Genomic DNA, 23578 nt, shown 5'->3' with positions numbered 1-23578 from the left:
CACAAATGGCCTGCTTGTTTGTGCGCGCATGGGCGGGAACCGAAAGGCGATGCGCCTTGTCAACAGAAACTGCCCACTTGCAAGCGCCTCGACGCTGCCGCAGCCCCATGACTTCTCTTGCCTTTTCGTTCTTGTCGCAGCGCCCCTGGCGCACCGGTCTCGCCGCCTTGACGCTGGGGGTGGCGCCCTGGGCGGCGGCACAGGTGCCTGCCGCGCCGCCGGTCCAGCCCGTTCAAGCCGTGCCGCGGGTCGATCTCGCCCGGTATGCCGGCACCTGGTATGAGGTGGCGCGCCTGCCCAACCGCTTTCAATCGCGCTGTGCCGGGGAGGTCACCGCCACCTACGCGCCCTTGAAGGACGGCTCGGTGGCCGTCGTCAACCGCTGCAAGCGTGCCGACGGGGGCTGGGAGGTCGCCGAAGGCCGGGCGCTGCCGGCCGACGAGCAGAGCGGTGGCGCGCGGTTGAAGGTGAGCTTCCTGCCGGGCTGGCTGCAATGGCTGCCGCTGGGCCGTGGCGACTACTGGGTGGTGCAGCTCGACGAGGCCTACCGCTACTCGGTCGTGAGCGAACCCAAGCGGGAGTACCTCTGGGTCTTGTCGAGAAGCCCGGTGCTCGACGCTGCCACGGAGTCGGCCATCAACGAATGGCTGCGGCGCAGTGGCTACCCGGTCGATCGCCTGGTGCGCACGCGGCAATCGGCGCCCGCGCCGTGACGGCGGGCTCGACAAGAGCGTGCGCCGGCAAAACCGAACGCCCATGAAAAAACGCGGCCGGGGCCGCGTTTTCTTGGGGTGCGATTCGCGGGTCAGAGCACGCGGATGTTCGCGGCTTGCAGGCCCTTCTGGCCTTGCTTGACTTCGAATTCGACCTTCTGGTTTTCGACCAGGGTCTTGAAGCCCGTGCCCTGGATGTCACGGAAGTGGGCGAACAGGTCGGCACCGCCTGCGTCTTGAGCGATGAAGCCATAGCCCTTGGCTTCGTTGAACCACTTCACGGTACCGGTTTGCGTCGTCATGGACGTTCTATCCTCTAAAAAAACACTAAGAAATAGCGGGGCTGCGCCCCACCCGCAGAAACACTCAAGAAAGTCATTCAGGACCCGCGAAACCCCGCTTCAATTCACCGTTCTTTGGGGTTCGATGAGTTGACGCCGGCTCCCGTTTGAATCTCAAACCGCACTCTTGCGCATAGCTGTGGGCGCGAATATACACCGCTGTTTTGAATGTTCCAGACCCGCATGCCGCCTCGCTGTGCGCGTTGGTGGGCGCACGCAACACTGAGCGTCCCGGGCCGTTGGACGCACTGCTTCGAGTCCTTTGCAATGGCCTTCGAATGCCGGGTCAACGCTTGATCAAAAGGGTTTGAAAGTCAATCCCACCACACGCGAATCTGGCTGTTTTGCTTCAAGTCCCGGGCGAGCAATTCGAGGGCGAAATCGCCGTCCGAAAAATCAATTCCGTCGACCAATGCGCGGGTCGCGGCGTCGAGTGGCTGCCCGGCGCGGGCCATGGCATCGACCATGTCGCCCATGCACGCGTAGCCCTGATCGATCACATCGGGGCAAAACTCGGCGAGCTCGCGGGCCAGCGGCAACAGCGGTTCCGGCAGTCGCTTGAAGCGCAGCAGGAAGCTGTTGCCGTCCACTTCGCTCACCGTCACGCCGTGGTCTTTGTCCCATCGCGTGAGGCGCGCCACGATCTCGTCGGTGCCCAGGCCGTGGTTGCTGCCGTTGGTCTTGCGCTCGTACAGATCCCGGTACTTGCGCGGCGGCGCCTTCAGCTTGGGCGTGTGGGGCATGCGTTCGCGCAGCCATGCAGCCAACGCGTCGTGCCCTTCCTGGCGGGCCATGAACTCGGCGGTGCAGCCGCGGTCGCCCCAAGCGCAGGCCATCGGGTCGGCGCCCAGGGCCAGCAGCCGCTCGACCATGGCCTGATCCCCGCGCATGGCCGCGCTGATGAGCGGCGGCGTGTCGCCCGCCAGCGGCTGGTTGACGTCGGCACCGGCCTGGACCACCAGACTCAGCAACTCGACATGGCCGGAGCCGACCGCGCAGGCCAGGCCGTCGATCACCGGGTGCAGCAGGTCCACCCCCTGCGCCGCGAAGGCGCGCACCTCGTCGAGCCGCCCCTCGCACATCGCCTGCCGGCAGGCCAGCAAGGTGTCATCGGCGCGGACGGCCCCGGCCTCGGCGAGCGCCTGCTGGATGTCGCGCATCGCCTCGGCCACCACCGGGTCGGTGAGGCGATCGGCGCACAGCCCCCAAGGCGTCCAGCCTTGGGCGTCGCGCAGGCTCGGATCCGCGCCCCGGCGCAGCAAGAGGGCCACAGCGGTCGGGCTGCCCATGCCACCCTGGATGGCCTCGGTCAGCGGCGTGCGGCCGTCGCGGTTGAGGCCGTTGGGGTCGGCGCCCTGGTCGAGCGCCGATTCCATCTGCGCGGCGAACTCGGTGCGATCGTCCTGGCTGCCCATGTCAATCCAGGCGATGGCCGAGAAAAGCGCTTCTTGGGGGCCTTGGTTGTCCATGAAGGTGTCCCTCCGAAAGGTCGTTGTTGGGTTTGTGATGTGACTTTGCCGCACCCGACCTGCGGCCCTCGGCCCAGGCCGCGATACTGTGTGCATGCGATTGAAACTGTCCGTTCTCGACCAGTCGGTCTCGCGCGCTGGCAGCACCGAAGACGCCGCCATTCGAGACACGCTGGCGTTGGCCCCGTTCGTCGAGGCGCTGGGCTACCACCGCTTCTGGTTGAGCGAGCACCACAGCCTGCCGACCATCGTGGGCACGGCGCCTGAAATCTTGATGGCCGCGATTGCCGCGCGCACGACGCGCATCCGCATCGGCAGCGCCGGGGTGATGCTGCCGCACTACGCGGCGCTCAAGGTGGCCGAGCAATTTCGCGTGCTCGAAGCGCTGGCGCCGGGCCGCATCGACCTCGGTGTCGGCCGCGCCCCGGGCAGCGACATGCGCACCGCGCGTGCGCTGAACCCTGGCGCAAGCGGCGCGGCCGAGCACTTTCCCGAACAGATCCGCGACCTGCAGGCCTGGACCGCGGGCCTCACCCACCAGGGCATCGTCGCGCACCCGCGCGGGCCGCATGCGCCCGAGGTTTGGGTGCTCGGCAGTTCGGATTACGGCGCGCAACTCGCCGCGCACTTTGGGCTGCCCTATGCCTATGCGTACTTCTTTGTGGACGGCGAAGGCGCCGAAGAGGCGCTTCATCTCTACCGCAGCCTCTACCGAGGCAGCGAACGCCACCCCAGCCCGCAAGCCACGGTTTGCGTGTGGGCCCTGGCCGCCGACCGCGAGCAAGACGCGCTGCACCATGCGCTGAGCCGCGAGCGCTGGCGTGTGGACCGCAGCCGGGGCGTGCTGGGTCCGCTGCAGTCGCCCGATGAGGTGCGCAAGCGCGGCTTCACGGCCGACGAGTTCCGCATCGTCGAGCCGATGCGGCGCAAGGCCTTCGTGGGCAGTGCCGCCCAGGTGGCCGACAAGCTGCGGGCGCTGGCCACCGAACTGCAACTCGACGAAATCGTCATCAACAGCTGGACGCACGACCCCGCCGTGCGCCGTCGCTCCTACGAACTGCTGGCGCAAGAATTCCAGCTCACGACCCCCGTCCCATGAACACCATCGACTTCGAAATCCGCGGCGAATTCATCACCCTCGACAACCTGCTCAAGGCCACCGGCCTGGCCGACAGCGGCGGCGCCGCCAAGGCCATGGTGGCCGACGGCAAGGTCGAGGTCGATGGCCAGCAAGAGCTGCGCAAGACCTGCAAGTTGCGCGCGGGACAGGTGGTGGTGGTGGCGGGCACCCGTGTGCGGCTGCATGCCGGAACGATGCATTCGTCGCTCGATTGAGGTCGCGCCGGTCCACGAAAAAAGCCGCCAGGGCGAACCCTGGCGGCTTTGCAGTTGAGCCGGCTGAACCGTCAGAAGCGGAAGTTCACGCCGACCGACGCGAGGTCGGTATTGGCCTTGGTGCCGAAGGCCTCGAAGCGGTAACGCTCCCACTCGCCGCGCAGCGACACGTTTTTGCTGATGTCGTACTGCAGGCCCAGGCCGACCTTCGGCTTGGTATTGCGCTCGGCGTCGCCGATGCTGGGGATCGGCGAGCTGTAGTCGGCGCGGCCATTGAAGGCCCCGACGCGCGCAATGCCCGACAGCTGCGGCGTGATGGGCATCTTGGCCACGACGTCGAGGAAGGCGCCGTCGCCGTCAATCGTGCCGGCTGCGCTGCTGAACGAGCCGAGGTCGGCGTAGCCCAGTTCGAGTGCGATGTTCGGGGTGAACTCGTACCCGGCGAAGACCTTGCCGCCCGAGTCCGAGCGGTCGGTCGAGAAGCCGCCGATGTCGGCACCCTTGTAGCGCGAGGGACCGACGTTGCCGCCGATGTACAGGCCGCTGTTGGCGATCTGTGCGTACGAGGGCAGGGCGGTCACGGCGGCACAGGCAGCCACGGCAGCAGCAGCAAGCAGCTTGATTTTTCGAGTCATGTCATTTCCTTTCGAGGTCATCGGGGGCCGGTCTTTTGCAAGACAACCGGCGGTGACATCAATCCACCGCACCATTGCGGCGGGTGAGGAAATGCTCGTTGCTGCGGCCCGGCAATTGCAGCGGACAGGGGCTGAATGCCCCGTCGGCCGGTTCTCGCCCTGCGTGTAGGCCGAGCCCGACAAAGGCCCTGCTTCAAGTGGGGTCGGAACGGCCCCGGCGCGCCTGCTCGCGGCGCATTAAGAGGTACAGGCCTTCGACCTTTTCGCGCGCCCATGGCGTCTTGCGCAAGAACTTCAGGCTCGACGCCACCGAGGGGTCAAGCACGAAGCAGCGGATGTGGATGCGCTGGCCGAGCTCGTCCCAGCCGAAATACGCGACCAGTTCGTTGAGCATGGCTTCGAGGGTGAGGCCGTGCAGCGGGTTGCGCGGCTGTTGTGCCGGCGCTGGCTTCGGCGCGTTCATGCGCCGAGCAATCGGGTGAGGGCCGGGGCGGTGCGGGCCAGTGCCGAGCGAGCCTCGGCCTCGTCGCGCAGGAAGCTGAAATCAGCGAACTCGAAGCCCGGCCCGACCGTCGCGCCGACGTAGGCGAACTCACCGGTGGGCTCGGCGGCCTGCCACCACCCGGCCGGCACGGTATGGCGCGGCGTGGTCGTGGCGCTGGCCGGCGTCAGGTCGATCGCCTCGACGCGGTCGAGCGTCGGCGGTATGCACCACAGGCGCAACGGTCCGCCTTCGAGCAGGTGCCAGACCTCGTCAGACGCCACCCGGTGCCAGGCACTGAACTCGCCGGCCTTGAGCACGAAGTCGATGGTGGTGAGCGCGCTGCGAGAAGGCCGCGCGCCGGTGGGCTGCACCAGGTGCGCGGACCGGAACACCTCGCGGTAATGTCCGCCTTCGGGGTGGGCCTGCAGTTGCAGCAGGGCGATCAGTTCGTCCGCGCGGGGGGGTGTCGTCGGCATGAAGGGGATGGGATCGCTCGGCAAGCTCATTCGACGAAGTACAGCACGGTGACGTAGTGGCACACCGTGCCGGCGATCACGAAGAGGTGCCACACCCCATGGGCATGGCGCCAGCGCGTGTCGTTCGCATAGAAGACGATGCCCACCGTGTAGAACAACCCGCCGGCCACCAGCCATGCGAGCGCCGCGCCCGACAGGTTTTGCACCAGCGGCACGGCGGCGATCACGCCGAGCCAGCCCATCGCCACGTACAGCGGCACCGAGGGCACGCGGTCGCGGCCCAGCCACAGCTCTTTCACGATGCCGATGAGCGCGAGACCCCACACCGTGCCAAACAAGGCCCAACCCCAGGGCCCGCGCAGCGTGACCAGTGTGAAGGGCGTGTACGTGCCGGCGATGAGCAGGTAGATCGCGCAGTGGTCGCACTTCACGAGCACGTTCTTGATGGCGCCGCGTGCGCTGTGGTACAGCGTCGAGGCGCCGTAGAGCAGCACCATCGTGCTGGCAAAAATGCTGAAGCTCACGATCTGCCAGGCGTCGCCCGCGAGGGCGGCATCGGTGATCAGCACGGCCGCGCCGGCCATGGCCAGCAGCAGGCCGGCAAGGTGAGAGATGCTGTTGAAACGTTCGCCGTGGTACATGGTGTGTCGTCGTCGAGGCGTGGATCGGCCAGGGCGTGACCGTAGCAGAGTCGCAAGGCGCCGCACCTCCCACGTGCGAAGGGACAGTGCGCTGGCTCATGGGCATGCCGAATGCTCGCGCCGCGCAGCGATGGGGGCTTCGGGTGCGGGTGGCATCATCACCGGATGACCGCCAGTTTCTCTCCACCCTGGACGCCGGCCGACGCCGTGGCCGACGCCCTGCGCAGCGCGGGGCACGCCGTCGTCGCCCCCGAAAACGTGGCCCGCCTGCTGCAGGCTGATGCCACCGAACTGCAGGCCCTCGAACCGAGCTGGAACGACCTGCCTCCCGATGCCCACCTGCGCGACGGCGGCCGCTACCGGCGCCGCCGCCACGCGAGCTTCGTCGTGGACGGCACCGAGGTGCGCCAGGCCCCCCACCGCGCGCATTGGCAACCGCTCGAATACAACGCGCTGCACGGTGGGCTCGAACGCTGGTTCGAGCCGATGTCGACCGAACTGATTGCCCGCCCGGTGTGGCGCCGCCTGCTGGTCGCGCTGAGCGGCCTGTGCTCGGCCGTCAAGGGCGAACAACCCTGGTACGTCGAGGCGCATCAGTTCCGCATCGACACGACCGATGGCATCGGCCGGCCCACGCCCGAGGGCGCGCACCGCGACGGGGTCGATTTCGTCGTGGTGATGCTCGTCTCGCGTGAGGGCGTCAAGGGCGGCGAGACGCGCGTGTTCGAGGCACAGGGGCCGAGCGGCATCCGCTTCACGATGACCCAGCCGTGGACGCTGCTGATGCTCGACGACGCGCGCGTGATCCACGAAAGCACGCCGATCCAGCCGCTGCCCGGCGCCGCCCCGGCGGCGAGCCACCGAGACACGCTGGTGCTGACCTTCCGCTCGGGGGGCTTTCTGGGGCCGGGCCATGCTTGACGCCGTGAAAGGCATCGTGGCGGCTCTGCTGCGCGCCGTGGTCACGCTGGTGGGCGTGCTGCTGGCGGCGGGCCTCGTCGTGCTGGGCCTGTCGATGGCGCTGGTGTTCGTGCTGATCGGCCGGCTCACCGGCAAGCCGGTGGGGTGGCGCACGGTGCGCATGGGGTCGATGCGCGGCACGGCCGGCCATCCGTTTGCCCGGCGTGATCCACCCGAGGGCCGCGAGGTGGGTGAGGCCGAGGTGATCGACATCGAGGTCCGTGAGGTGCCCGAGTCGGCCCGGCGCCTGCCCGACGAGCGCTGAGCGCTTCGGCGTCGTTCAGGCCTCGCGGATGTCTGCGATCACCTGCTGACCGAAGTCAGGTCGCGCCAGGTAGGCCAGCAGCTTGGCGGCGGCCTCGGCGGGCGCGCTGAGCGCGCCGCCTTCTTTCATGCGCACGAAGTTGTCTCGGTCGGGAAAGCCGCTCGGGTCGCCTTCACGCAATTGCGTCTGCATGTCGGTGTCGATCACGCCGGGCGCGATCGACACGATGCGCGCGCCGTGCGGGCGCTGGGCCTCGTCGAGCGCCATGGCGCGCGAGAGGTGGTCCATGCCGGCCTTGGCGGCGCAGTAGCTCGCGCTGCCCGCCATGGCGCGCCGGCCCAGGCCCGACGAGATGTTCATGATGCGGCGGTCGGCGGGCCAGTCGCGGGTGCCGAGCAAGAACGCCGCGCTCACGAGCAGCGTGGCTTCGAGCCCCACGCGCAGCGCATTCGACAGGTCGGCGAAACCGGCCTCATCGACCGGGCCGACCCGCGACAGCACGCCGGCGTTGTTGATGAGGCAGGCCCGTTCGAAGCGGGTGCCGTTCAGCGTGGCCAGCCACTCGGCCAGGCGCTGTGCGACCGGCACCGGGTCGGCGAGGTCGGCCGCCCATTGCTCGCAGTGCGCGCCCCGGGCAGAGGCCTGCGCCGCCAGCGGCTCGCGCAGGCCGCGCGAGATGCAAAGCAGCCGGTGCCCCGGCTGCAGCAGCGCATCGACCAGGGCTGCGCCCATGCCGCGCGAGGCGCCGGTCACGATGTAGAGCGATTCCGCCATGGCCGGCCCCGGTGTCGATCAGGCGTAGGGTGCGATGCCCGCGATGGCCCACTCGCGGCTGCCATCGGTCGGCTTCACCAGATGCCACACCTCGTCGAACGGCGCGGCGGCGGTGTCGCGCTCTTCGCGGATCAAGCCGCGGAAGCGCACGCTGACGATCTGCTGCGTGGGCTCTTGCGCCACATCGATGACTTCGGCGTCGAGTTGCACCACGTCGGTCTGCTGCGTGGCGCCGTTGCGCTCTTGCAGGTCGAGCCGGGCGGCGGCAAACATCTCGGGCGTCGTGAAGTTGCGCAGGTCGTTCAGGTCGCCGGCGTCGTTGGCAGCCTGCATGCGGATGAAGATCAGCTTCGCCGTGCGCGCGAAGGCCTCACCGTCGAAGCCCGGCGGCAGGGCCATCGAAGCGGCCGGCGCGAATGCCGCGCTGGACGAAGGTGCGCTGGACGAAGGCGAGGCGGGCTGTTGAGCGCCCCCGGAGCCGAAGGCCGGCTCGCGCAAACCCTGCGGGCCACCGGCCCCGGCGAATTGCAGCCCGCGCGGCGCTTGGGCGGGCTGCGGGCCGAAGCGTCGCAGCAGGAAGCGGATCACGAAGAACGCCACCAGTGCCAGCAAGGCGATCATCAGGAAGTTGGCCATCTCGGCGCCCAAGCCCAGGTGGCTCATCAGCGCGGCCAGGCCCAGGCCGGCGGCGAGGCCCGCGACCGGGCCCATCCACGAACGTTTCGGTGCCGCGGCGCCTGCGGCGCCTGGCGCGGCCTGCGCGGCCATGTTGGGCGAGGCGTTGGGCGCGGTGCTCGGGTTCTGCGTCGGGGCGTCGGGTGCCTTGCGCGGGATGTCGCGGCGCATGCCCGACGAGCCGCCGCCGCCCAGGCGCTTGGCATCCACCTGCGGCAAGACCACGGCCGAGCACAGCAGCGCCAGGCCGAGGGTGGTGAGGAAGCGTTTCATCGTTGTCCTTTCGAGGGAAGAAGAAGGCTGCGGTTGCGGGCCTTGGTGTGCCAGACGGATCGAGCGGTTCCCGAAAGCGGTGATGTTAGGCCTTTGCGATGGTCGAGGCCGTCACCGTTGCCAGCGGCTTCGACTTGTTCATTCTTTGCAGGGTGGCGGTCCTGCGAGGTACCAAAGCGGGAAAAGCTCACGCAGCCCCGCCCCAGCCCGCGGCCTCACGCCGCGAGAATTCGCTACGAAACATTCGGATGCAAAGCCCAGCGTGGATACGGCCGGCGACGTCAACCCGCATTACCTTGACCACGTGATGCACACCGCGCAGAAGCGCGACATGGAAGCGAGCGAAGACATCATGTCGCGCTCGGGTCTGAAGCTGCTCGCCAAGGGGGCCCGCATCGACGCGAGCGTCAAGGAACGCCTGTTGCAGCACAAGCTGCTCAAGCCGCTCGAGGACTGCATGAAGGTCGTCGGCGCGGTCGATGGCGTGGACCTGATGGCCACCGCCGAAGCCCTGCTCGACGAGCACCCCATGCTGCGCGAGCTGTACAGCCGCGCCAACAGCAAGCTGCTGCTCGCGAACCTGCGCCATGGCATGGTCAGCACGGCCTTCGAGTCGATGCTCACCGTGTACGCCGAGCACAGCGACAACAAGATCAGCCACGCGGTGGGCACCAGCCTGTTGTGCATCGGCCTGCTCGACAAGGTCACCGGCGGCGCAGACGAGAACCGCATCCGCCAGGTCATGGTGGCGGGCCTGGCGCACGACGTGGGCGAGCTGTACATCGACCCTGCTTACCTGCGCAAAGGCGTGCAACTCGACCCGAACCAGTGGAAGCACATCGCCGCGCACCCCATCGTGGGCCACCGCGTGCTGAAAGACATGCCCCGCGTCGGCGAGGCCGTGGCGCAGGCGGTGCTGACGCATCACGAGCGGCTCGACGGCTTCGGCTACCCGCACGGCCTGCGCGGCGACCGCATTCCATTGCCCGCTCAGGTGCTGGCCGTGAGTGAGCTGCTGATCGGCCTGCTCGAATCGCGCGGCACGCCGTTGCGCGCAGCCGAGGTGGCGCTCAAGCTTATCCCCGGAGAGTTCGGCCGGCCCTTGATCGACGCGGTGTCCACGCTGTGCCGCGCCTGCAAGAGCGACGAGGCGGCCACGGCCACGCTGCCGCCCATCGAAGACATCGTCAAGAAAGCCGCCAAGGTGGCGCATTCGGCGCGGCGCATCGACGAGGCCCGGGTGGAGGTCGGTGAGTTGACCGACGCCGGCAGCCCTGCCTTCCGCGACCTGATGGTCAACGCCACCGCTCGCCACGAGCGCATCCGCCGTGCGTTTTCGAGCACGGGGCTCGACGCCGACAACTTCGAGCGCACCTTGCGCGAGATGAACGCTGCGGGCGACGGCGAAACCCTGCTCGAGATGACGCTCGTGATGCGCGAGATCATCTGGCGCTACCGAGAACTCGACCGCGAGTTGCGCGTGCGGGTCGAACGTTCGATGCCACAAGAGAGCTCCCGCATCGCACGTGTGCTGCGCCTGGTCAACCTGCACTCGCAACAGGTGGCCGAAGCCGCCGCCTGAGCGTGCGCGTGCCGCGTGGCCAAGCCGGCCACGCTGGCTGCGTGTCAAACGGCCACGGGCGCCTTGATGGCCTCGTGGTGCTGGTAGCCCACCACCTCGAAGTCTTCGTAGGCGTAGTCGAAGATCGACGCGGGTTTGCGCTTGATGTTGAGCGTGGGGTAGGCGTACGGCGCGCGCGAGAGCTGCAGCGCGACCTGCTCGGTGTGGTTGCTGTAGATGTGGCAGTCGCCGCCGGTCCAGATGAAGTCGCCGACCTGCAGGTCGCACTGCTGCGCGAGCATGTGCGTGAGCAGCGCGTAGCTGGCGATGTTGAACGGCACACCCAGAAAGATGTCGGCGCTGCGCTGGTAGAGCTGGCAGCTCAGCTTGCCGTCGGCCACATAGAACTGGAAGAACGCGTGGCAGGGCATCAGCGCCATCTTCGACAGGTCGGCCACGTTCCAGGCGCTGACGATGATGCGGCGCGAGTCGGGGTTGGTCTTGAGCGTGTGCACGACCTCGGCGATCTGGTCGATGTGGCCGCCCTCTGGCGTGGGCCACGAGCGCCACTGCACGCCGTAGACGGGTCCGAGGTCGCCATCGGGCTTGGCCCATTCGTCCCAGATGGTGACGCCGCGTTCCTGCAGCCACTTGGCATTGCCATCGCCTCGCAGGAACCACAGCAACTCAAGAATGATCGACTTGAGGTGGACCTTCTTGGTCGTCACCAGCGGAAAGCCTTCGTTCAGGTCGAAGCGCATCTGGTGGCCGAACACACTCTTTGTACCGGTGCCCGTGCGGTCGGCTTTGAAGACGCCGTGCTCGTTCACGTGGCGCATGAAATCTTCGTACTGAGAGCGGACAGGGCGTGACATCGGCGGGGCTCGGCAAACGAGGGAGGGACGCATTATCTGCGGGCAGGCCACAGGGCGTCGGCCGCAGCTGCGAGCCCTCAGTGGCCCAGCGCCAGCCCGGTGTTGCGGCGCGGGTCGTTTGCCCCGAAATACCGGTAGCGACCGGCCGCCGTTCCGCCCAGCCTCGGCGCGCCCACGACGATGGCCGCGGCGTGGTTCGCAGGTTGGGGCCGGTCGAACCGATGCCCCATGCCTTCGAGGATGCGCTGCGTGTCGGCGCTCAGCGCAAAGGCTTCAACTTCCGTGGTCGCCGGCACGCCCTGGTGATGAAAACGCGGCGCATCGACGGCCTCTTGCACCGTCATGCCGTGGTCGATCAGGTTGACGAGCGTGTGCAGCACCACGGTGATGATGCGGCTGCCTCCCGGCGTCCCCAGCACCGCGACGGGCTGGCCGTCGCGCATGACGAGCGTGGGCGTCATCGAACTGAGTGGGCGCTTGCCGGGCGCGATGGCGTTCGCCTCGCCTTGCACCAGCCCGTACATGTTCGGTGCGCCGGGCCGCAGCGTGAAGTCGTCCATCTCGTTGTTGAGCAGCACGCCGGTGCCCGCAGCGGTGACGCGGGCACCGAACCAGCCGTTCAGTGTTGTCGTCACGGAGGCCGCGTTGCCCCAGCGGTCGATGATCGAATAGTGCGTGGTGTTGCCGCTTTCGCGCGTCGGCGGGGCCGCCACCGGCGCCGATACGTTCGCACGCGTGGGGTTGATGGCGGCGCGGATGCTGGCGATGCGCGCCGGGTCGAGCAGCGCGTCGACGGGGTTGTGCACGAAGTCGGGGTCGCCCAGGGCGTTGCGGTCGGCATAGGCCTGGCGCATCGTTTCGATCTGGTGGTGCACCGCTTGTGCCGAGCGAAAGCCCCAGTCCTTCAGCGGATAGGCTTCGAGCACTTGCAGCATCTGGCACAGCAGCACACCGCCGGAACTTGGCGGCGGCGCCGAGACGATGCGGTAGCCCCGGTAGCCGCATTCGAGCGGTGCCCGTTCGCGCACGGCGTAAAGGTCGAGGTCACCCCGCGTGAAGACGCCGCCGGCGGCGCGGTTGGCGGCCACAAGCTGGCGCGCTGTGTGGCCCTGGTAGAAGCCGGCCACGCCCCGGCGCTGAATGCGCTGCAGCGTTTCAGCCAGGTCGGGCTGGCGCAGGCGGTCGCCGATCTGCCAAGGTTCGCCGCGGCGGTTCAAGAAGATGGCGGCTGAAGCAGGGTCGCGCCGAAAGTCCTCGGTCGCGCTGTGCAGCATCTCGATATCGCCCGCTTCGAGCACGAAGCCCTGCCGTGCCAGCCGAATCGCGGGTTTGATGAGCGCCGCGCGCCCGCGGCTGCCATAGCGTTCGCGGGCGTACTCGAGGCCGGCCACCGAACCGGGCACGCCGGCTGCGAGGTGGCCACGCCGACTGCTCGGGTCGCCGTTGGTCGTGTCGAACATTTCGGCACGCAGGGCTTGCGGTGCGGTCTCTCGGAAGTCGATGAAGGTGTGCCGGCCATTGGCCAGGCGCAGCGTCATGAATCCCCCGCCACCCAGGTTGCCTGCGGCCGGGTACACCACCGCCAGCGCGTAGCCCACGGCCACGGCGGCGTCTATCGCGTTGCCCCCGTCGCTCAGCACCTCGACGCCGACGCGCGTGGCCAGGTGCTGGGCGGTGACGACCATGCCATGCTCGGCCGGCACGGGTGCCACCGATGCGGCTGGGGCGGCGGCTGCGCTGGCTGCCAGCACCAGCGCGGCTAGCGCACGCGCCCATGCGAAAGCGCCATGCGGGGTCGCATGGCGCAGGCGATCAGAACAGTAAGGGCTCGGCGAGTGGATCAAAAAAGCTCCAAGACGGGGCGGTGACGGCGGGGTTCGCCGATTGTCCCCGTGGCCCGATGGCCCTGCGGGCCGCTCGGTCAGGCTGCTGGCTCGCGCAGGAATATCTCGACGCGACGGTTCTGCGCGCGTCCCGACTCGCTGTCGTTGCTCGCCACCGGCTCGCGTTCACCGCGGCCCACGGCTTCCATGCGATTGACCGACACGCCGCGCGCAGCCAGGTAGTCGCGCACGCTCTGCGCACGGTCCACCGACAGCGGGTTGTTGACCGCCGGGCTGCCGGTGCTGTCGGTGTGGCCGACGATGGTCAGGCGGGTGTTGGCGTCGGTGCGCAGGCTGTCGGCGAATGGGTTCAGCACGTTCTGCAGCGTGGGCTTCACGGCCGAGCTGTTGACGTCGAAGGACACATCGCTCGGGATGTTCAGCTTGAGCTGGTTGTCGGCCGTGCGCACCACGTCGATGCCGGTGCCTTGGGTGGCTTGCTCCATCTGCTGCTTGCGCTCTTCCATGCGCTTGGACCAGATGTTGCCGGCCACCGCGCCGATCGCACCGCCGACCACGGCACCCGTGCCGGCCTTGCCGCCTGTGCCCTTGCTCAAGACCGCGCCGGCGGCGGCACCGATGCCCGCCCCGGCGGCGGTGCGCTTTTGCGTGTCGCTCATGCTTTCGCAGCCGGCCATCAGCACGGCAGCCGCCGCCACAGCGGCCAGGGTGGTGGTGCGGAACTTCGTTTGTTGTCTCATCACGGGGTCTCCTTCAGACAGGGCGCGTTCAATGCGTGACAGTCCACGCGTCGTGTACGAGCCGCAGTATGAAAAGGTCGTGGCGAGAAATCTGTCGGAGCGTGCGGCGAGCCCGTGTCGGCGCGGGCCTACAGCCGGTGTCGAAGCGCCTGAGATGTCACAAGTCGAACTGCAGCGCGGCGAGCCGCGCATACAACCCACCGGCCGCCGACAGCTGCGCATGCGTGCCGGTTTCGACAATGCGGCCGGCCTCCATCACGACGATGCGGTCGGCGCGTTGCACGGTGGCCAGGCGGTGGGCGATGACGAGCGTGGTGCGGTCTTTCATCGCCGATTCGAGCGCGGCCTGCACCATGCGCTCGCTCTCTGCGTCGAGCGCGCTGGTGGCCTCGTCCAGCAGCAACAGCGGCGGGTTCTTCAGCATCGCGCGGGCGATGCTGATGCGCTGGCGCTGACCGCCCGAAAGTCGCACGCCCCGCTCGCCGAGGAAGGTCTTGTAACCCTCGGGCAGTGCGCGGATGAATTCGTCGGCAAAGGCCGCGCGGGCAGCGGCAATCACTTCTTCATCGCTCGCACTGGGCCGGCCGTAGCGGATGTTCTCCATCGCATCGGTCGAGAAGATCACGCTGTCTTGCGGCACGATGCCGATGCGGGCGCGCAGATCGGCCAGCGCAGCGTCTTTCACCGGCACGCCATCGACCTCGATCACGCCTTGCGCGTCATAGAAGCGCAGCAGCAGCTGAAACACCGTGCTCTTGCCAGCGCCGCTGGGGCCCACGAGTGCGACCGTCTCGCCGGGCTTCACGTCGAGCTCGAAGTGGGCGAGGGCCGCGTGTTGCGGCCGCGACGGGTAGCGGAAGTCGATGTTCGCCAGCCGCACCGACGAGCCGCCCTGCGTGGGCGGCAGCGCACGCGGCTGCGCGGGCGACACGACCGGCGAGCGCGTCGCCAGCAGCTCCATCAGGCGCTCGGTCGCACCGGCCGCCCGCAGCAGGTCGCCATACACCTCGGCCAGCACGGCCACCGAGCTGACGAGGATCACCACGTACACCACCGTCTGCCCCAGGTGACCGGCCGAAATGTCGCCGGCGATCACCGCCTGCGTGCCCTGGTACAGCGCCCACAGCAACGCGCCGAAGGTCGCGGTGATGATGAAGGCGACCAGCCCCGAGCGCACCCGCGTGCGGCGAATGGCGGTGGCGAAGGCGTGTTCGGTCGATGTGCGAAAGCGCTGCGCCTCGCGCTGCTCTTGCACGTAGCTCTGCACCACGGGCACGGCGTTCAACACCTCGGCGGCGATGGCGCTCGAATCGGCGACGCGGTCCTGGCTGGCGCGCGAGAGCTTGCGCACCCGGCGACCGAAGTACAGCGAGGGCAGCACCACCAGCACCAAGAGGCCCAGCACCTGCGTCATCACGTAGGGGTTGGTGACGATGAGCATCAGCATCGCGCCCAGGCCCATCACGCTGTTGCGCAGGCCCATGCTGAGGCTCGACCCGACGACCGTCTGCACGAGCGTGGTGTCGGTGGTCAGCCGCGACAGCACCTCGCCGGTTTGCGTGGTCTCGAAGAACTCGGGGCTTTGCTCGACCACGTGCGCGTAGACCGCGCTGCGCAGGTCGGCCGTGACGCGTTCGCCCAGCCACGACACCATGTAGAAACGCGCCGCCGAAAAGACGCCCAACGCAGCGCCCACGGCGAAGAGTGCAAAGAAGTGCTCGCGCAGCGCCATCACGCGTTCGCCCGGGTCGGCGGTCACGAGGCCCTGGTCGATCAGCGACTTCAGCGCCACCGGAAACACCAGCGTGCTCACCGCAGCGAGCACGAGAAACAAGCCCGCCAGCGCGATGCGCCCCCGGTACGGACGCAGAAACGGCCCCAGGGCGCGCAAGCCTCCGACGCTGCGTGCGGGAGGCGGTGCGACCGCGGTGACGGTGGGGGCCAAAGTGGAGGAGGGGGCGGTGCTGGACATCGCGGGAGTGTATTCAGCGGGCCATGGCCACTCCGTTAGCATCCCGGGCGCGTTGCGCCGGCCGCCCGGTCATTCGTTCGCAACGCGCCACCCACAAACACATTTCGGAGGGGCCCCATGGCCGGAGCCAGCCTGCTTGCATTGCTCGACGACATCGCGACCATCCTCGATGACGTCTCCATCCTGACCAAGGTCGCGGCGAAAAAGACCGCTGGCGTGCTGGGCGACGACCTGGCGCTCAATGCGCAGCAGGTCACCGGCGTCAACGCCGACCGTGAGCTGCCGGTGGTCTGGGCGGTGGCCAAGGGCTCGGCGATCAACAAGGTGATCCTCGTGCCGGCCGCGCTGGCGATCAGCGCGTTCCTGCCCTGGCTCATCGTGCCGCTGTTGATGCTGGGCGGGGCTTTCCTTTGCTTCGAAGGCTTCGAGAAGGTGGCGCACAAGCTGCTGCATGCGCCGGCCGAAGACGAGGCCCACCACCAAGAGCTGGTCAAGGCCGTGGCCGACCCGAAGGTGGACCTCGTGGCCTTCGAGAAAGACAAGATCAAGGGCGCCGTGCGCACCGACTTCATTCTCTCGGCCGAGATCGTGGTGATCACGCTGGGCACGCTGACCGGCCAGCCCTTCGGCACCCAGGTCGCGGTGCTGACGGTGGTCTCGGTGCTGATGACGGTGGGCGTCTACGGCCTGGTGGCCGGCATCGTGAAGCTCGACGACTTGGGCCTGCTGCTCACGAAGCGTGGCGGCGCTCAGGCGGCGCTGGGCCGGGGCATCCTGACCACAGCCCCGTACCTGATGAAGACGCTGTCGGTGCTGGGCACGGCGGCGATGTTCCTCGTGGGCGGCGGCATCCTGGTGCACGGCATCGGCCCGCTGCACCACGCCATCGAAGGCATGGCCCACGCGGCGGCGAACGCCGGCGGTGCAGTGCTTCAGTTCGTCACCGAGACGGGGCTGAACGGTCTGGTGGGTGTTGCTGCCGGTGCGGTGGTGCTGCTTGCCGTGACCTTGATTCAAAAGCTCATGGGCCGCAAGCCCGCACACTGACCGGTGCCCCGCGGCCGACGCCCTCGGGCGTCAGGTCACTGCTGGGGCTGAGGCGGCGCGAACCCGCCCAGCGGCGTCCACCAGGTGTCACCGGGCGCTTCAGCCAGTGGTTCGTCAAGGCCCACGCCTTCGATGTGGCCGCCCTCGGCCCACTCGGCATAGCGCCAGTCGCCATCGACCTGCACCAACCCCTCGGGTACCAGCGGGGCCACGCGCTCCACGCCGGCCAGGGCGTGTTTCATGAAGTCGATCCACACCGGCAGCGCGAGGCCGCCGCCCGACTCGCGCTCGCCCAGGCTGCGCGGTTCGTCGTGGCCCATCCACACCACGGCCACCAGCGTCGGCTGGTAGCCGGCGAACCAGGCATCCACCGCGTCGTCGGTGGTGCCGGTCTTGCCGTACAGGTCGTCGCGCTTCAGCATGGCCTGCGCCTTGGCCGCCGTGCCGCTGCGCGTGACCTCTTGCAGCAGCTGCGCCGTGAGAAACGCATTGCGCGCCGGGATCACCCGCTGCGCCTCGCCCACCACCGGCGCGGGCGCTTCGAACACGGTCTGGCCTTGCGCGTCGACGATGCGCTCGATAAGCAGCGGGTCCACACGCAAGCCCCCGTTGGCGAACACGGCATAGGCGCTGGCCATCTGCACTGGCGTGGCGCTGCCCGAGCCCAGGGCGAGGGTCAGGTTGCCGGGCAGCTTGTCGGCGGCGAAGCCGAAGCGGGCCGCCCAGTCGCGCGTCGGGCCCGTGCCCACCAGTCGGGCGAGGCGAATCGACACGAGGTTCTTCGACCGCGCGAGCCCCTCGCGCAGCGTGAGCGGGCCGTCGAAGCGGCCGTCGGCGTTCTTGGGCGACCAACCCGTTGCGTCGTCGGCCAGCGGCGCGTCGTTGACGCGCGTGGCAGGCATCACGCCATGTTCGAGCGCGGCGGAGTACACGAAGGGCTTGAAGCTCGACCCCGGCTGGCGCTGCGCCTGCTGCGCGTGGTTGAACTGGTTGCGCCCGAAGTCGAAGCCGCCCACCAGCGCACGCAAGCGGCCGGTCTGCGGGTCCAGGGCCACGAGCGCCGCTTCGACCTGCGGCCACTGTGCGATGGCGTGTCCCTTGCCTTGTTGCACCAGCCGAATCACCGCGCCGCGTTTGATGGCCAGCGCGGCCTTGGCCTTGTTCGAGAGCCCGGGCCGACCCACGCGCAGGCCCTCGCCGGTGATGCGCACCGCTTCGCCGCTGGCCAGCGTCGCACGCACCTCGCGCGGTGAGGCCGCGGTGACCAGCGCCACACGCAGGGTCTCGTCGTCTTCGTATTCGTTCAGCAGCTCGGCGATGGCCTCGGCCTCGTCGGGCGCATCGGCAGGCAGGTCTTCGAAAGCTTCGGGGCCGCGCCAGGGCTGGCGACGGTCGAAGTCGAGCACGCCCTTGCGCACCGCGCGGTGCGCGGCCTCTTGCTCGCTGGCGCGCAGCGAGGTGTAGACCTTCAGGCCCAGCGTGTAGGCCTCCTGGCCATAGCGCGCATACACCACCTGACGCGCCATCTCGGCCGCATGCTCGGCGTGCACCGAGGCCTGCGGCACGCGCTTGACGAGCACGTTGTCGGCGCGGGCCGTGTCGTGCTGGGTCTGGTCGATCACGCCAGCGCTCAGCATGCGTTGCAGCACCACGCGCTGGCGGGTCTGCGCGCGCTCGGGGTGGGTCAGCGGGTTGGCGTGCACCGGGTTCTGCGGCACGCCGGCCAGCATGGCCATCTCGGCGACCGACAACTCGGCCAGCGGCTTGCCGAAGTAGGTGCGCGAGGCGGCTTCGAAGCCGTAGCTGCGATGCCCCAGGTAGATCTGGTTCATGTACAGCTCCAGCACCTGGTCCTTGTCGAGCTGGCTTTCGATCTTCCAGGCCAGCAAGATTTCGCGCAGCTTGCGGTCGTAGGTGCGTTTCGACGTCAGAAAGAAGGTGCGCGCGACCTGCTGCGTGATGGTCGAGGCGCCTTCCATGCGTGTGTTCGTCAGGTTGACGAACACCGCGCGCAGCACGCCCTTCAGGTCGACGCCGGTGTGCTCGCGGAAGCGCTTGTCTTCGACCGCGATCACCGCGTCTTGCATGAGCTTCGGAATCTCGGCGATGGGCACGTGGATGCGCCGCTCGGTGCCGAACTGGCCGATCTCGACCCCGTCGCTTGTGAACACACGCAGGGGTTGCTTGGGACGGTATTCGACGAGGCGGTCGATGTCGGGCAACTGCTGGTAGATCACCGCCAGCCCGATGCCCACTCCCGCCACCACGGTGAGCCCCGCAGCGCCCGCCGCCAGCAGCACGCGGCGCCAGCCCAGCTGCACCAGCCGGTCGCGCAAGGCCTGCCAGATGCGGAACAAGCGACCCTGGAGGGAAGAGGGCTCAGCCATGGTCGCTCGGCGCGGAGGTCAGCGCTTGACGATTTCGAGCAGCTCGACTTCGAACTGCAGCGTCGCGTTCGGCGGGATCACCGCGCCCGCGCCGCGCTCGCCGTAGGCGATGGCCGGCGGGCAGGTCAGCTTGGCCTTGCCGCCGACCTTGATGCGCTGCACGCCTTCGGTCCAGCACTTGATGACGCGGCTGAGCGGAAAGGTCGCCGGCTCGCCGCGCGCGATCGAGCTGTCGAACTCTTTGCCGTCGAGGAACGTGCCGCGGTAGTGCACCTTCACTGTGTCGGTGGCCGCAGGCTGCGCGCCGGTGCCGTCTTTCAGTGAGCGGAACACGAGGCCGCTCGACGTGGTGACCGCGCCGGCTTCCTTGGCGGCGGAGGCCGCGTCGGCCGCCTGCGCGTGGGCGGGCAGGGTGATGACCGAGGCGACGAGGCCGGCGCACAGCGCGGCAGCAGCGAGAGGTGATGTCATGGGCGTGTCTCCGTGAGGTGTTCGAAGGGCCGCCATGCTAATCGCCGCTTGCACGGCGGCTGCGTCCTTCGCCCTTCGGAGGGGAAGGGCGCACGCCGCCGATGCACCGACCTCAATGCATGCGCACTTCGCCGCTTTCGCCCATGTCCTTCGGCGGGCGACCGGTGACGGCGGCGGTCGCCATCTTGATCAGCTGCACGACCTTGCTGTCCTTCACGTCCCAATAGTTGGCGTGCACGATCTCGACGCGCACAAGCGCGAGGTCGGGGTCGCTCACGCCACCGGGAAACCACGCCTGCGCCGCCTTGTTCCACAGCTGTTCTTTCTTGGCCATGTCTTCGACCACCGAAGCCTGACCTGAGACCGACACATAGGCGTCGCGATCGGGGTCGGCGTACGAGACATTGACCGTGGCGTCGTCGTGGATGTCGGACACCGGCTCGCTGCGCCGCGACATGAAGAACCACAGGCTGCCCTGCTCGTCGATCGACGAGTTCTGCGTCGTCATCGGGCGCGCGTGCAGGTGGCCATTCGCGTGTCGGGTGGTGAACATGGCGAAGCGGATGTCCTTGATCAGGTCCCACAGCTGTTCGCACTTTTCGCCGGGGGTCTTGTGTTCGGTGTTCTGTTCGTTCATGGCGGGCTCCTTGGGTGGATCGGGGTGGATGGATCGCGGAGAGGGCGATGTGGCTCGCGCGACCGATCTGCCCATTGCAGCGTGCGCTGCTGCGCACTCCCATCGGGCACGTGCCCGCCTGCGTGTAGGAATGGTCCCGCCGCACGCGTGGCGCTCCTACACTGCGCGGCTCACCGAAAGACCCCATGCGCCTGTTGCTCGCCCCGATGGAAGGGCTGCTCGACTTCACCCTGCGCGACGTGCTCACGCGTGCCGGCGGCATCGACCGCTGCGTGTCCGAGTTCATCCGTGTGACCGACCAGCTGTTGCCCAGCCGCGTGTTCTTGCGCATCGTGCCCGAGCTGCACCACGGCGGCCTCACGCCGGCCGGCGTGCCGGTGCGCCCGCAACTGCTCGGGTCAGACCCGGCCTGCATGGCTGACAACGCGGCCAGCCTGGCGACGCTGGGCCCCGATGGCATCGACCTCAACTTCGGCTGCCCGGCCAAGGTGGTGAACCGCCACGGCGGCGGCGCGGCCCTGCTGCGCGAGCCCGAGCTGCTGGGACGCATCGTCGGGGCCGTGCGCCGGGCGGTGCCGGCCCACCTGCCGGTCTCGGCCAAGATGCGCCTGGGCTTCGACGACGACTCGCTGGCCGAGGACTGCGCCCAGGCCATCGCCGAGGGCGGTGCCAGCGAACTTGTCGTGCACGCACGCACCAAGGCGCAGGGCTACAAGCCGCCCGCCTACTGGGACCGCATCGCCCACTTGCGCGAGGCCGTGCGCCTGCCCATCGTGGCCAACGGCGAGGTCTGGACGCTCGACGACGCGCGGCGCTGCATGGCGCAGTCGGGCTGCGATGCGTTGATGTTGGGCCGCGGCATGGTGGCCGACCCGGCGCTGGCGATGGCCATTCGCACCGAGGGGCGCGTGGCGCTCGGCTGGACCGAGCTGTTGCCGCTGCTGCGCCACTTCTGGGGCCTGATCGAGGGCCACATCGAACCGCGCCACCGCGCCGGGCGCATGAAGCAGTGGCTCAACTACCTGCGCCGCCGCCACCCCGAGGCCGAGGTGCTGTACGCCGAACTGCGCACGCTGAACGACGCGCAGCGCATGCGCGAGCGGGTGCTGGCGATCACCGGCACCGCACCGCTTGGCACGTACGAAGGCGCCGCCCACGCGACCGATGCGGACGCAAAAACGGCCCGGGGCCCCGTCGCCGAGGCGACGTGACACACTGGGCCGCATCGAACGACCCGCGAGGGCCGAACGAAAGGGCCGAGCCGGTCAGCGGATGAACGTGCCGCGCGGGCCGACGATGGTGATCTCGACGAAGCTCACCGGGTGGTGGTTGTTCGGCGAGAAGCGCACGTCGGGGCCGCCGTCCACGTTGAGCAGCTTCATGTTGCTGAAGGCGCGGTTCAGCGTCTGGGGCGTCACGTTGCGACCGGCCAGGCGCACGCCTTCGGCCAGCATCGTCATCAGCAGGTAGGCGGCGAAGTGCGAGTAGCTGATCGTCTGCTTGGCGCGGGCGGTGTCTTTCGCGTATTCACGCGAGGTCGGGTTGGTGTGGCGCCACGGGTAGGGCGCGACCTGCGTGACCGCGATGCCGCGCGCGTCTTCGCCCAGATAGGGCAGGGCGGGCGAGGCGGTGCCCAGCGTGTACAGCGGCACGCTCAGGAAGGCTTTGTGCGCCTTCACGTAGCCCACCACCGCCGGGCCGGCGATGGCGATCATCAGCACCGCCAGCGCGCCCTTGGCGGCGATGGTCTGCGCCACGCCGGCCACGTCGCGCCCGTCTTCACCCATGCCGACGGCGGCGACCATCGTGCCGCCCAGTTCCTTGATGGCCTGTTCGGCCACCGGCAGCATCAGCTTGCCGAATTCGTTGTTCTGGAAGACGACGGCGATGCGCTCCTGGCGCAGCGACATCATGTGCTTCACGCACTGGACGACTTCGTCCTTGTAGCTCGCCGCCGTTGTGTAGAAGTACGGGTGCGGGCGCAGGCGCAGCAGGTGCGAGCCGGTGTACACGCCGAACAGCGGCACCTTCTTTTCCAGCAGCAGCGGCAGCACGGCACCCACGCCCGGGGCGCTGCCCAGGCCGGTCAGCGCGACGACCTTTTCCTTGTCGATCAGGGTGTTGACGTTCTCGACCGTGCGGCGCGTGTCGAAGCCGTCGTCGAGCTGGATCACCTTGAGCTTGCGGCCGTTGATGCCGCCCTTGCGGTTGATCGAGTCGAGCGCGAGCTGCTGGCCTTGCAAGGCCGCCGCGAAGGCCGGCGCCACCGGGCCGCTCAGCGGGATGCTCTGGCCGATGAGGATGGGCGAGGCTTCTTGTGCCCAGGCCGGCACCGACACGGCGCTTCCGGCCACCCCGGCCGCAGCGGCCCCCAGCCAATCACGGCGATTCCAGTTCGTGCTCATGCGCGTCAACGTCCCTAGGTGAATGTGAAACAGGCGGCCAGGCTCGGCCGCGCGGCGGAAAACCCGGCATTGTGACTTGTCATGTCGCCAAAATTGCTTGACGAATCGCAGGACTTCGGCGCTTCGTCACGCTGCGCCGGCCTGCGCTGGCGGGCGGCGCTGACAGCCGCGGACAAACCCGTGTCAGCCCTTTTCCTACGCACCGCACAGTCGCTTTGCGACACCCGGCAGCGATGCCCGCCGAAGGCGTTTTCGTGGGCCGGTGCCTAAGCTGTCATCAAGTCGAAATCGACTTGTGGTTTGTTCAGCAGGAGTTGCTCGCCATGAACTCAGCCTTCGCTTCCTTGTCTGCCTTGCCCGCCGCCGCGGCCTATGAACTGCGGTTCCGCTCGTTGTTTCAGGAAGGGCGCGGCCTGTCGTTTCCGTGCGATTCGCAAGGGCGCGTCGAGCTGGATGCCCTGAGCGACCGGGCGCGCCAGAACTACCTCTACGCCCGTGCCGTGGTGGGCCGCGAATTCGCCGCCCCCGCCGTTCAGTTGCGCGACCTGCACTGACACCCGCCGGCCCCGTCGCCCGGCGAACGTGCCGAATGGCGGGG

The 23578-nt window shown here is 68.6% G+C and carries 25 protein-coding genes; 9 read left to right on the top strand and 16 right to left on the bottom strand.

Features of this window, described 5'->3' with window-relative positions:
• Window positions 1–107 precede the first annotated feature (107 nt).
• A complete protein-coding gene (locus AC1KAT_RS02760; RefSeq protein ID WP_480322541.1) occupies window positions 108–713 on the top strand; it encodes a lipocalin family protein in 606 nt (201 codons plus the stop codon).
• 92 nt (window positions 714–805) lie between these two features.
• On the opposite strand, the gene AC1KAT_RS02755 is transcribed toward AC1KAT_RS02760, so the two are convergent.
• Window positions 806–1015, bottom strand: a complete 210-nt coding sequence (locus AC1KAT_RS02755; RefSeq protein WP_480322539.1) for a cold-shock protein — start codon at window positions 1013–1015, stop codon at window positions 806–808.
• A gap of 353 nt (window positions 1016–1368) precedes the next feature.
• Window positions 1369–2523: a DUF4253 domain-containing protein gene (locus tag AC1KAT_RS02750; protein ID WP_480322537.1), complete on the bottom strand. Its 1155-nt coding sequence runs from the start codon at window positions 2521–2523 to the stop codon at window positions 1369–1371.
• 100 nt (window positions 2524–2623) lie between these two features.
• On the opposite strand from AC1KAT_RS02750, the gene AC1KAT_RS02745 reads away from it, so the two are divergent.
• Window positions 2624–3622 (top strand): LLM class flavin-dependent oxidoreductase, encoded by a 999-nt coding sequence (locus AC1KAT_RS02745; protein WP_480322535.1) that lies wholly within the window; start codon window positions 2624–2626, stop codon window positions 3620–3622.
• The gene (locus tag AC1KAT_RS02740; protein ID WP_480322533.1) at window positions 3619–3858 is read left to right on the top strand and encodes an RNA-binding S4 domain-containing protein; all 240 of its coding nucleotides are present in this window, start codon (window positions 3619–3621) and stop codon (window positions 3856–3858) included. The genes AC1KAT_RS02745 and AC1KAT_RS02740 overlap by 4 nt, the downstream gene beginning before the upstream one ends.
• Before the next feature lie 71 nt (window positions 3859–3929).
• Here AC1KAT_RS02740 and AC1KAT_RS02735 read toward each other — a convergent pair whose 3' ends face one another.
• The 4 genes from AC1KAT_RS02735 to trhA form a co-directional block, all read right to left on the bottom strand.
• Window positions 3930–4493 (bottom strand): outer membrane beta-barrel protein, encoded by a 564-nt coding sequence (locus tag AC1KAT_RS02735; protein WP_480322531.1) that lies wholly within the window; start codon window positions 4491–4493, stop codon window positions 3930–3932.
• A gap of 193 nt (window positions 4494–4686) precedes the next feature.
• The gene (locus AC1KAT_RS02730) at window positions 4687–4956 is read right to left on the bottom strand and encodes a VF530 family protein (protein WP_480322529.1); all 270 of its coding nucleotides are present in this window, start codon (window positions 4954–4956) and stop codon (window positions 4687–4689) included.
• Window positions 4953–5483: a cupin domain-containing protein gene (locus AC1KAT_RS02725; protein ID WP_480322527.1), complete on the bottom strand. Its 531-nt coding sequence runs from the start codon at window positions 5481–5483 to the stop codon at window positions 4953–4955. Before AC1KAT_RS02725 ends, AC1KAT_RS02730 begins: the two co-directional genes overlap by 4 nt.
• Window positions 5480–6094, bottom strand: a complete 615-nt coding sequence (trhA, locus tag AC1KAT_RS02720; protein WP_480322525.1) for a PAQR family membrane homeostasis protein TrhA — start codon at window positions 6092–6094, stop codon at window positions 5480–5482. Before trhA ends, AC1KAT_RS02725 begins: the two co-directional genes overlap by 4 nt.
• 165 nt (window positions 6095–6259) lie before the next feature.
• Here trhA and AC1KAT_RS02715 point away from each other — a divergent pair, with 165 nt between their 5' ends.
• Both AC1KAT_RS02715 and AC1KAT_RS02710 read left to right on the top strand, forming a co-directional pair.
• Window positions 6260–7015, top strand: coding sequence for a 2OG-Fe dioxygenase family protein (locus tag AC1KAT_RS02715; RefSeq protein WP_480322523.1), 756 nt, complete (start codon window positions 6260–6262; stop codon window positions 7013–7015).
• Complete coding sequence (locus tag AC1KAT_RS02710; protein WP_480322521.1) at window positions 7008–7319, top strand: hypothetical protein; 312 nt, start codon at window positions 7008–7010, stop codon at window positions 7317–7319. The genes AC1KAT_RS02715 and AC1KAT_RS02710 overlap by 8 nt, the downstream gene beginning before the upstream one ends.
• 15 nt (window positions 7320–7334) lie before the next feature.
• Here AC1KAT_RS02710 and AC1KAT_RS02705 read toward each other — a convergent pair whose 3' ends face one another.
• Together AC1KAT_RS02705 and AC1KAT_RS02700 are read right to left on the bottom strand one after the other, a co-directional pair.
• Window positions 7335–8093 carry an SDR family NAD(P)-dependent oxidoreductase gene (locus AC1KAT_RS02705; RefSeq protein ID WP_480322519.1) on the bottom strand — a complete coding sequence of 253 codons (759 nt, stop codon included), beginning with the start codon at window positions 8091–8093 and terminating at the stop codon, window positions 7335–7337.
• A gap of 18 nt (window positions 8094–8111) precedes the next feature.
• Complete coding sequence (locus AC1KAT_RS02700) at window positions 8112–9041, bottom strand: Tim44 domain-containing protein (RefSeq protein ID WP_480322517.1); 930 nt, start codon at window positions 9039–9041, stop codon at window positions 8112–8114.
• Window positions 9042–9348: 307 nt separating this feature from the next.
• Between AC1KAT_RS02700 and AC1KAT_RS02695 the strand changes: the two genes are divergently transcribed.
• Window positions 9349–10623: an HD-GYP domain-containing protein gene (locus AC1KAT_RS02695; protein ID WP_480322515.1), complete on the top strand. Its 1275-nt coding sequence runs from the start codon at window positions 9349–9351 to the stop codon at window positions 10621–10623.
• Window positions 10624–10667: 44 nt separating this feature from the next.
• Here the strand turns inward: AC1KAT_RS02695 and AC1KAT_RS02690 are convergent, their stop codons facing one another.
• The 4 genes from AC1KAT_RS02690 to AC1KAT_RS02675 form a co-directional block, all read right to left on the bottom strand.
• On the bottom strand, window positions 10668–11477 hold the full coding sequence (locus AC1KAT_RS02690; protein WP_480322513.1) for a thymidylate synthase: 810 nt from the start codon (window positions 11475–11477) through the stop codon (window positions 10668–10670).
• A 77-nt stretch (window positions 11478–11554) separates the two neighbouring features.
• Complete coding sequence (gene ggt / locus AC1KAT_RS02685) at window positions 11555–13162, bottom strand: gamma-glutamyltransferase (protein ID WP_480322511.1); 1608 nt, start codon at window positions 13160–13162, stop codon at window positions 11555–11557.
• Between the two features lie 236 nt (window positions 13163–13398).
• Window positions 13399–14061 (bottom strand): YiaD family glycine zipper/OmpA-like lipoprotein, encoded by a 663-nt coding sequence (locus AC1KAT_RS02680; RefSeq protein ID WP_480322509.1) that lies wholly within the window; start codon window positions 14059–14061, stop codon window positions 13399–13401.
• Window positions 14062–14218: 157 nt separating this feature from the next.
• Window positions 14219–16033 carry an ABC transporter transmembrane domain-containing protein gene (locus tag AC1KAT_RS02675; RefSeq protein WP_480322507.1) on the bottom strand — a complete coding sequence of 605 codons (1815 nt, stop codon included), beginning with the start codon at window positions 16031–16033 and terminating at the stop codon, window positions 14219–14221.
• Window positions 16034–16150: 117 nt separating this feature from the next.
• Between AC1KAT_RS02675 and AC1KAT_RS02670 the strand changes: the two genes are divergently transcribed.
• Complete coding sequence (locus AC1KAT_RS02670; RefSeq protein WP_480322505.1) at window positions 16151–17080, top strand: DUF808 domain-containing protein; 930 nt, start codon at window positions 16151–16153, stop codon at window positions 17078–17080.
• Between the two features lie 35 nt (window positions 17081–17115).
• Here the strand turns inward: AC1KAT_RS02670 and AC1KAT_RS02665 are convergent, their stop codons facing one another.
• The 3 genes from AC1KAT_RS02665 to AC1KAT_RS02655 all read right to left on the bottom strand — a co-directional run bounded on the left by AC1KAT_RS02665 (window position 17116) and on the right by AC1KAT_RS02655 (window position 20575).
• Window positions 17116–19467: a penicillin-binding protein 1A gene (locus tag AC1KAT_RS02665; protein WP_480322503.1), complete on the bottom strand. Its 2352-nt coding sequence runs from the start codon at window positions 19465–19467 to the stop codon at window positions 17116–17118.
• Between the two features lie 18 nt (window positions 19468–19485).
• On the bottom strand, window positions 19486–19938 hold the full coding sequence (locus tag AC1KAT_RS02660; protein ID WP_480322501.1) for an FKBP-type peptidyl-prolyl cis-trans isomerase: 453 nt from the start codon (window positions 19936–19938) through the stop codon (window positions 19486–19488).
• Between the two features lie 112 nt (window positions 19939–20050).
• Window positions 20051–20575 carry a pyridoxamine 5'-phosphate oxidase family protein gene (locus tag AC1KAT_RS02655; RefSeq protein WP_480322499.1) on the bottom strand — a complete coding sequence of 175 codons (525 nt, stop codon included), beginning with the start codon at window positions 20573–20575 and terminating at the stop codon, window positions 20051–20053.
• 185 nt (window positions 20576–20760) lie between these two features.
• On the opposite strand from AC1KAT_RS02655, the gene AC1KAT_RS02650 reads away from it, so the two are divergent.
• On the top strand, window positions 20761–21786 hold the full coding sequence (locus AC1KAT_RS02650; protein WP_480322497.1) for a tRNA dihydrouridine synthase: 1026 nt from the start codon (window positions 20761–20763) through the stop codon (window positions 21784–21786).
• A gap of 54 nt (window positions 21787–21840) precedes the next feature.
• On the opposite strand, the gene AC1KAT_RS02645 is transcribed toward AC1KAT_RS02650, so the two are convergent.
• On the bottom strand, window positions 21841–22980 hold the full coding sequence (locus AC1KAT_RS02645) for an ABC transporter substrate-binding protein (RefSeq protein ID WP_480322495.1): 1140 nt from the start codon (window positions 22978–22980) through the stop codon (window positions 21841–21843).
• Window positions 22981–23213: 233 nt separating this feature from the next.
• Between AC1KAT_RS02645 and AC1KAT_RS02640 the strand changes: the two genes are divergently transcribed.
• The gene (locus AC1KAT_RS02640; RefSeq protein ID WP_480322493.1) at window positions 23214–23534 is read left to right on the top strand and encodes a hypothetical protein; all 321 of its coding nucleotides are present in this window, start codon (window positions 23214–23216) and stop codon (window positions 23532–23534) included.
• Window positions 23535–23578 lie beyond the last annotated feature (44 nt).

It is taken from the genome of Piscinibacter sp. PDB5-1, assembly GCF_056676035.1.
The sequence above is the reverse complement of the archived record's forward strand: the minus strand, read 5'-3'. Positions and strand labels throughout refer to the sequence as shown.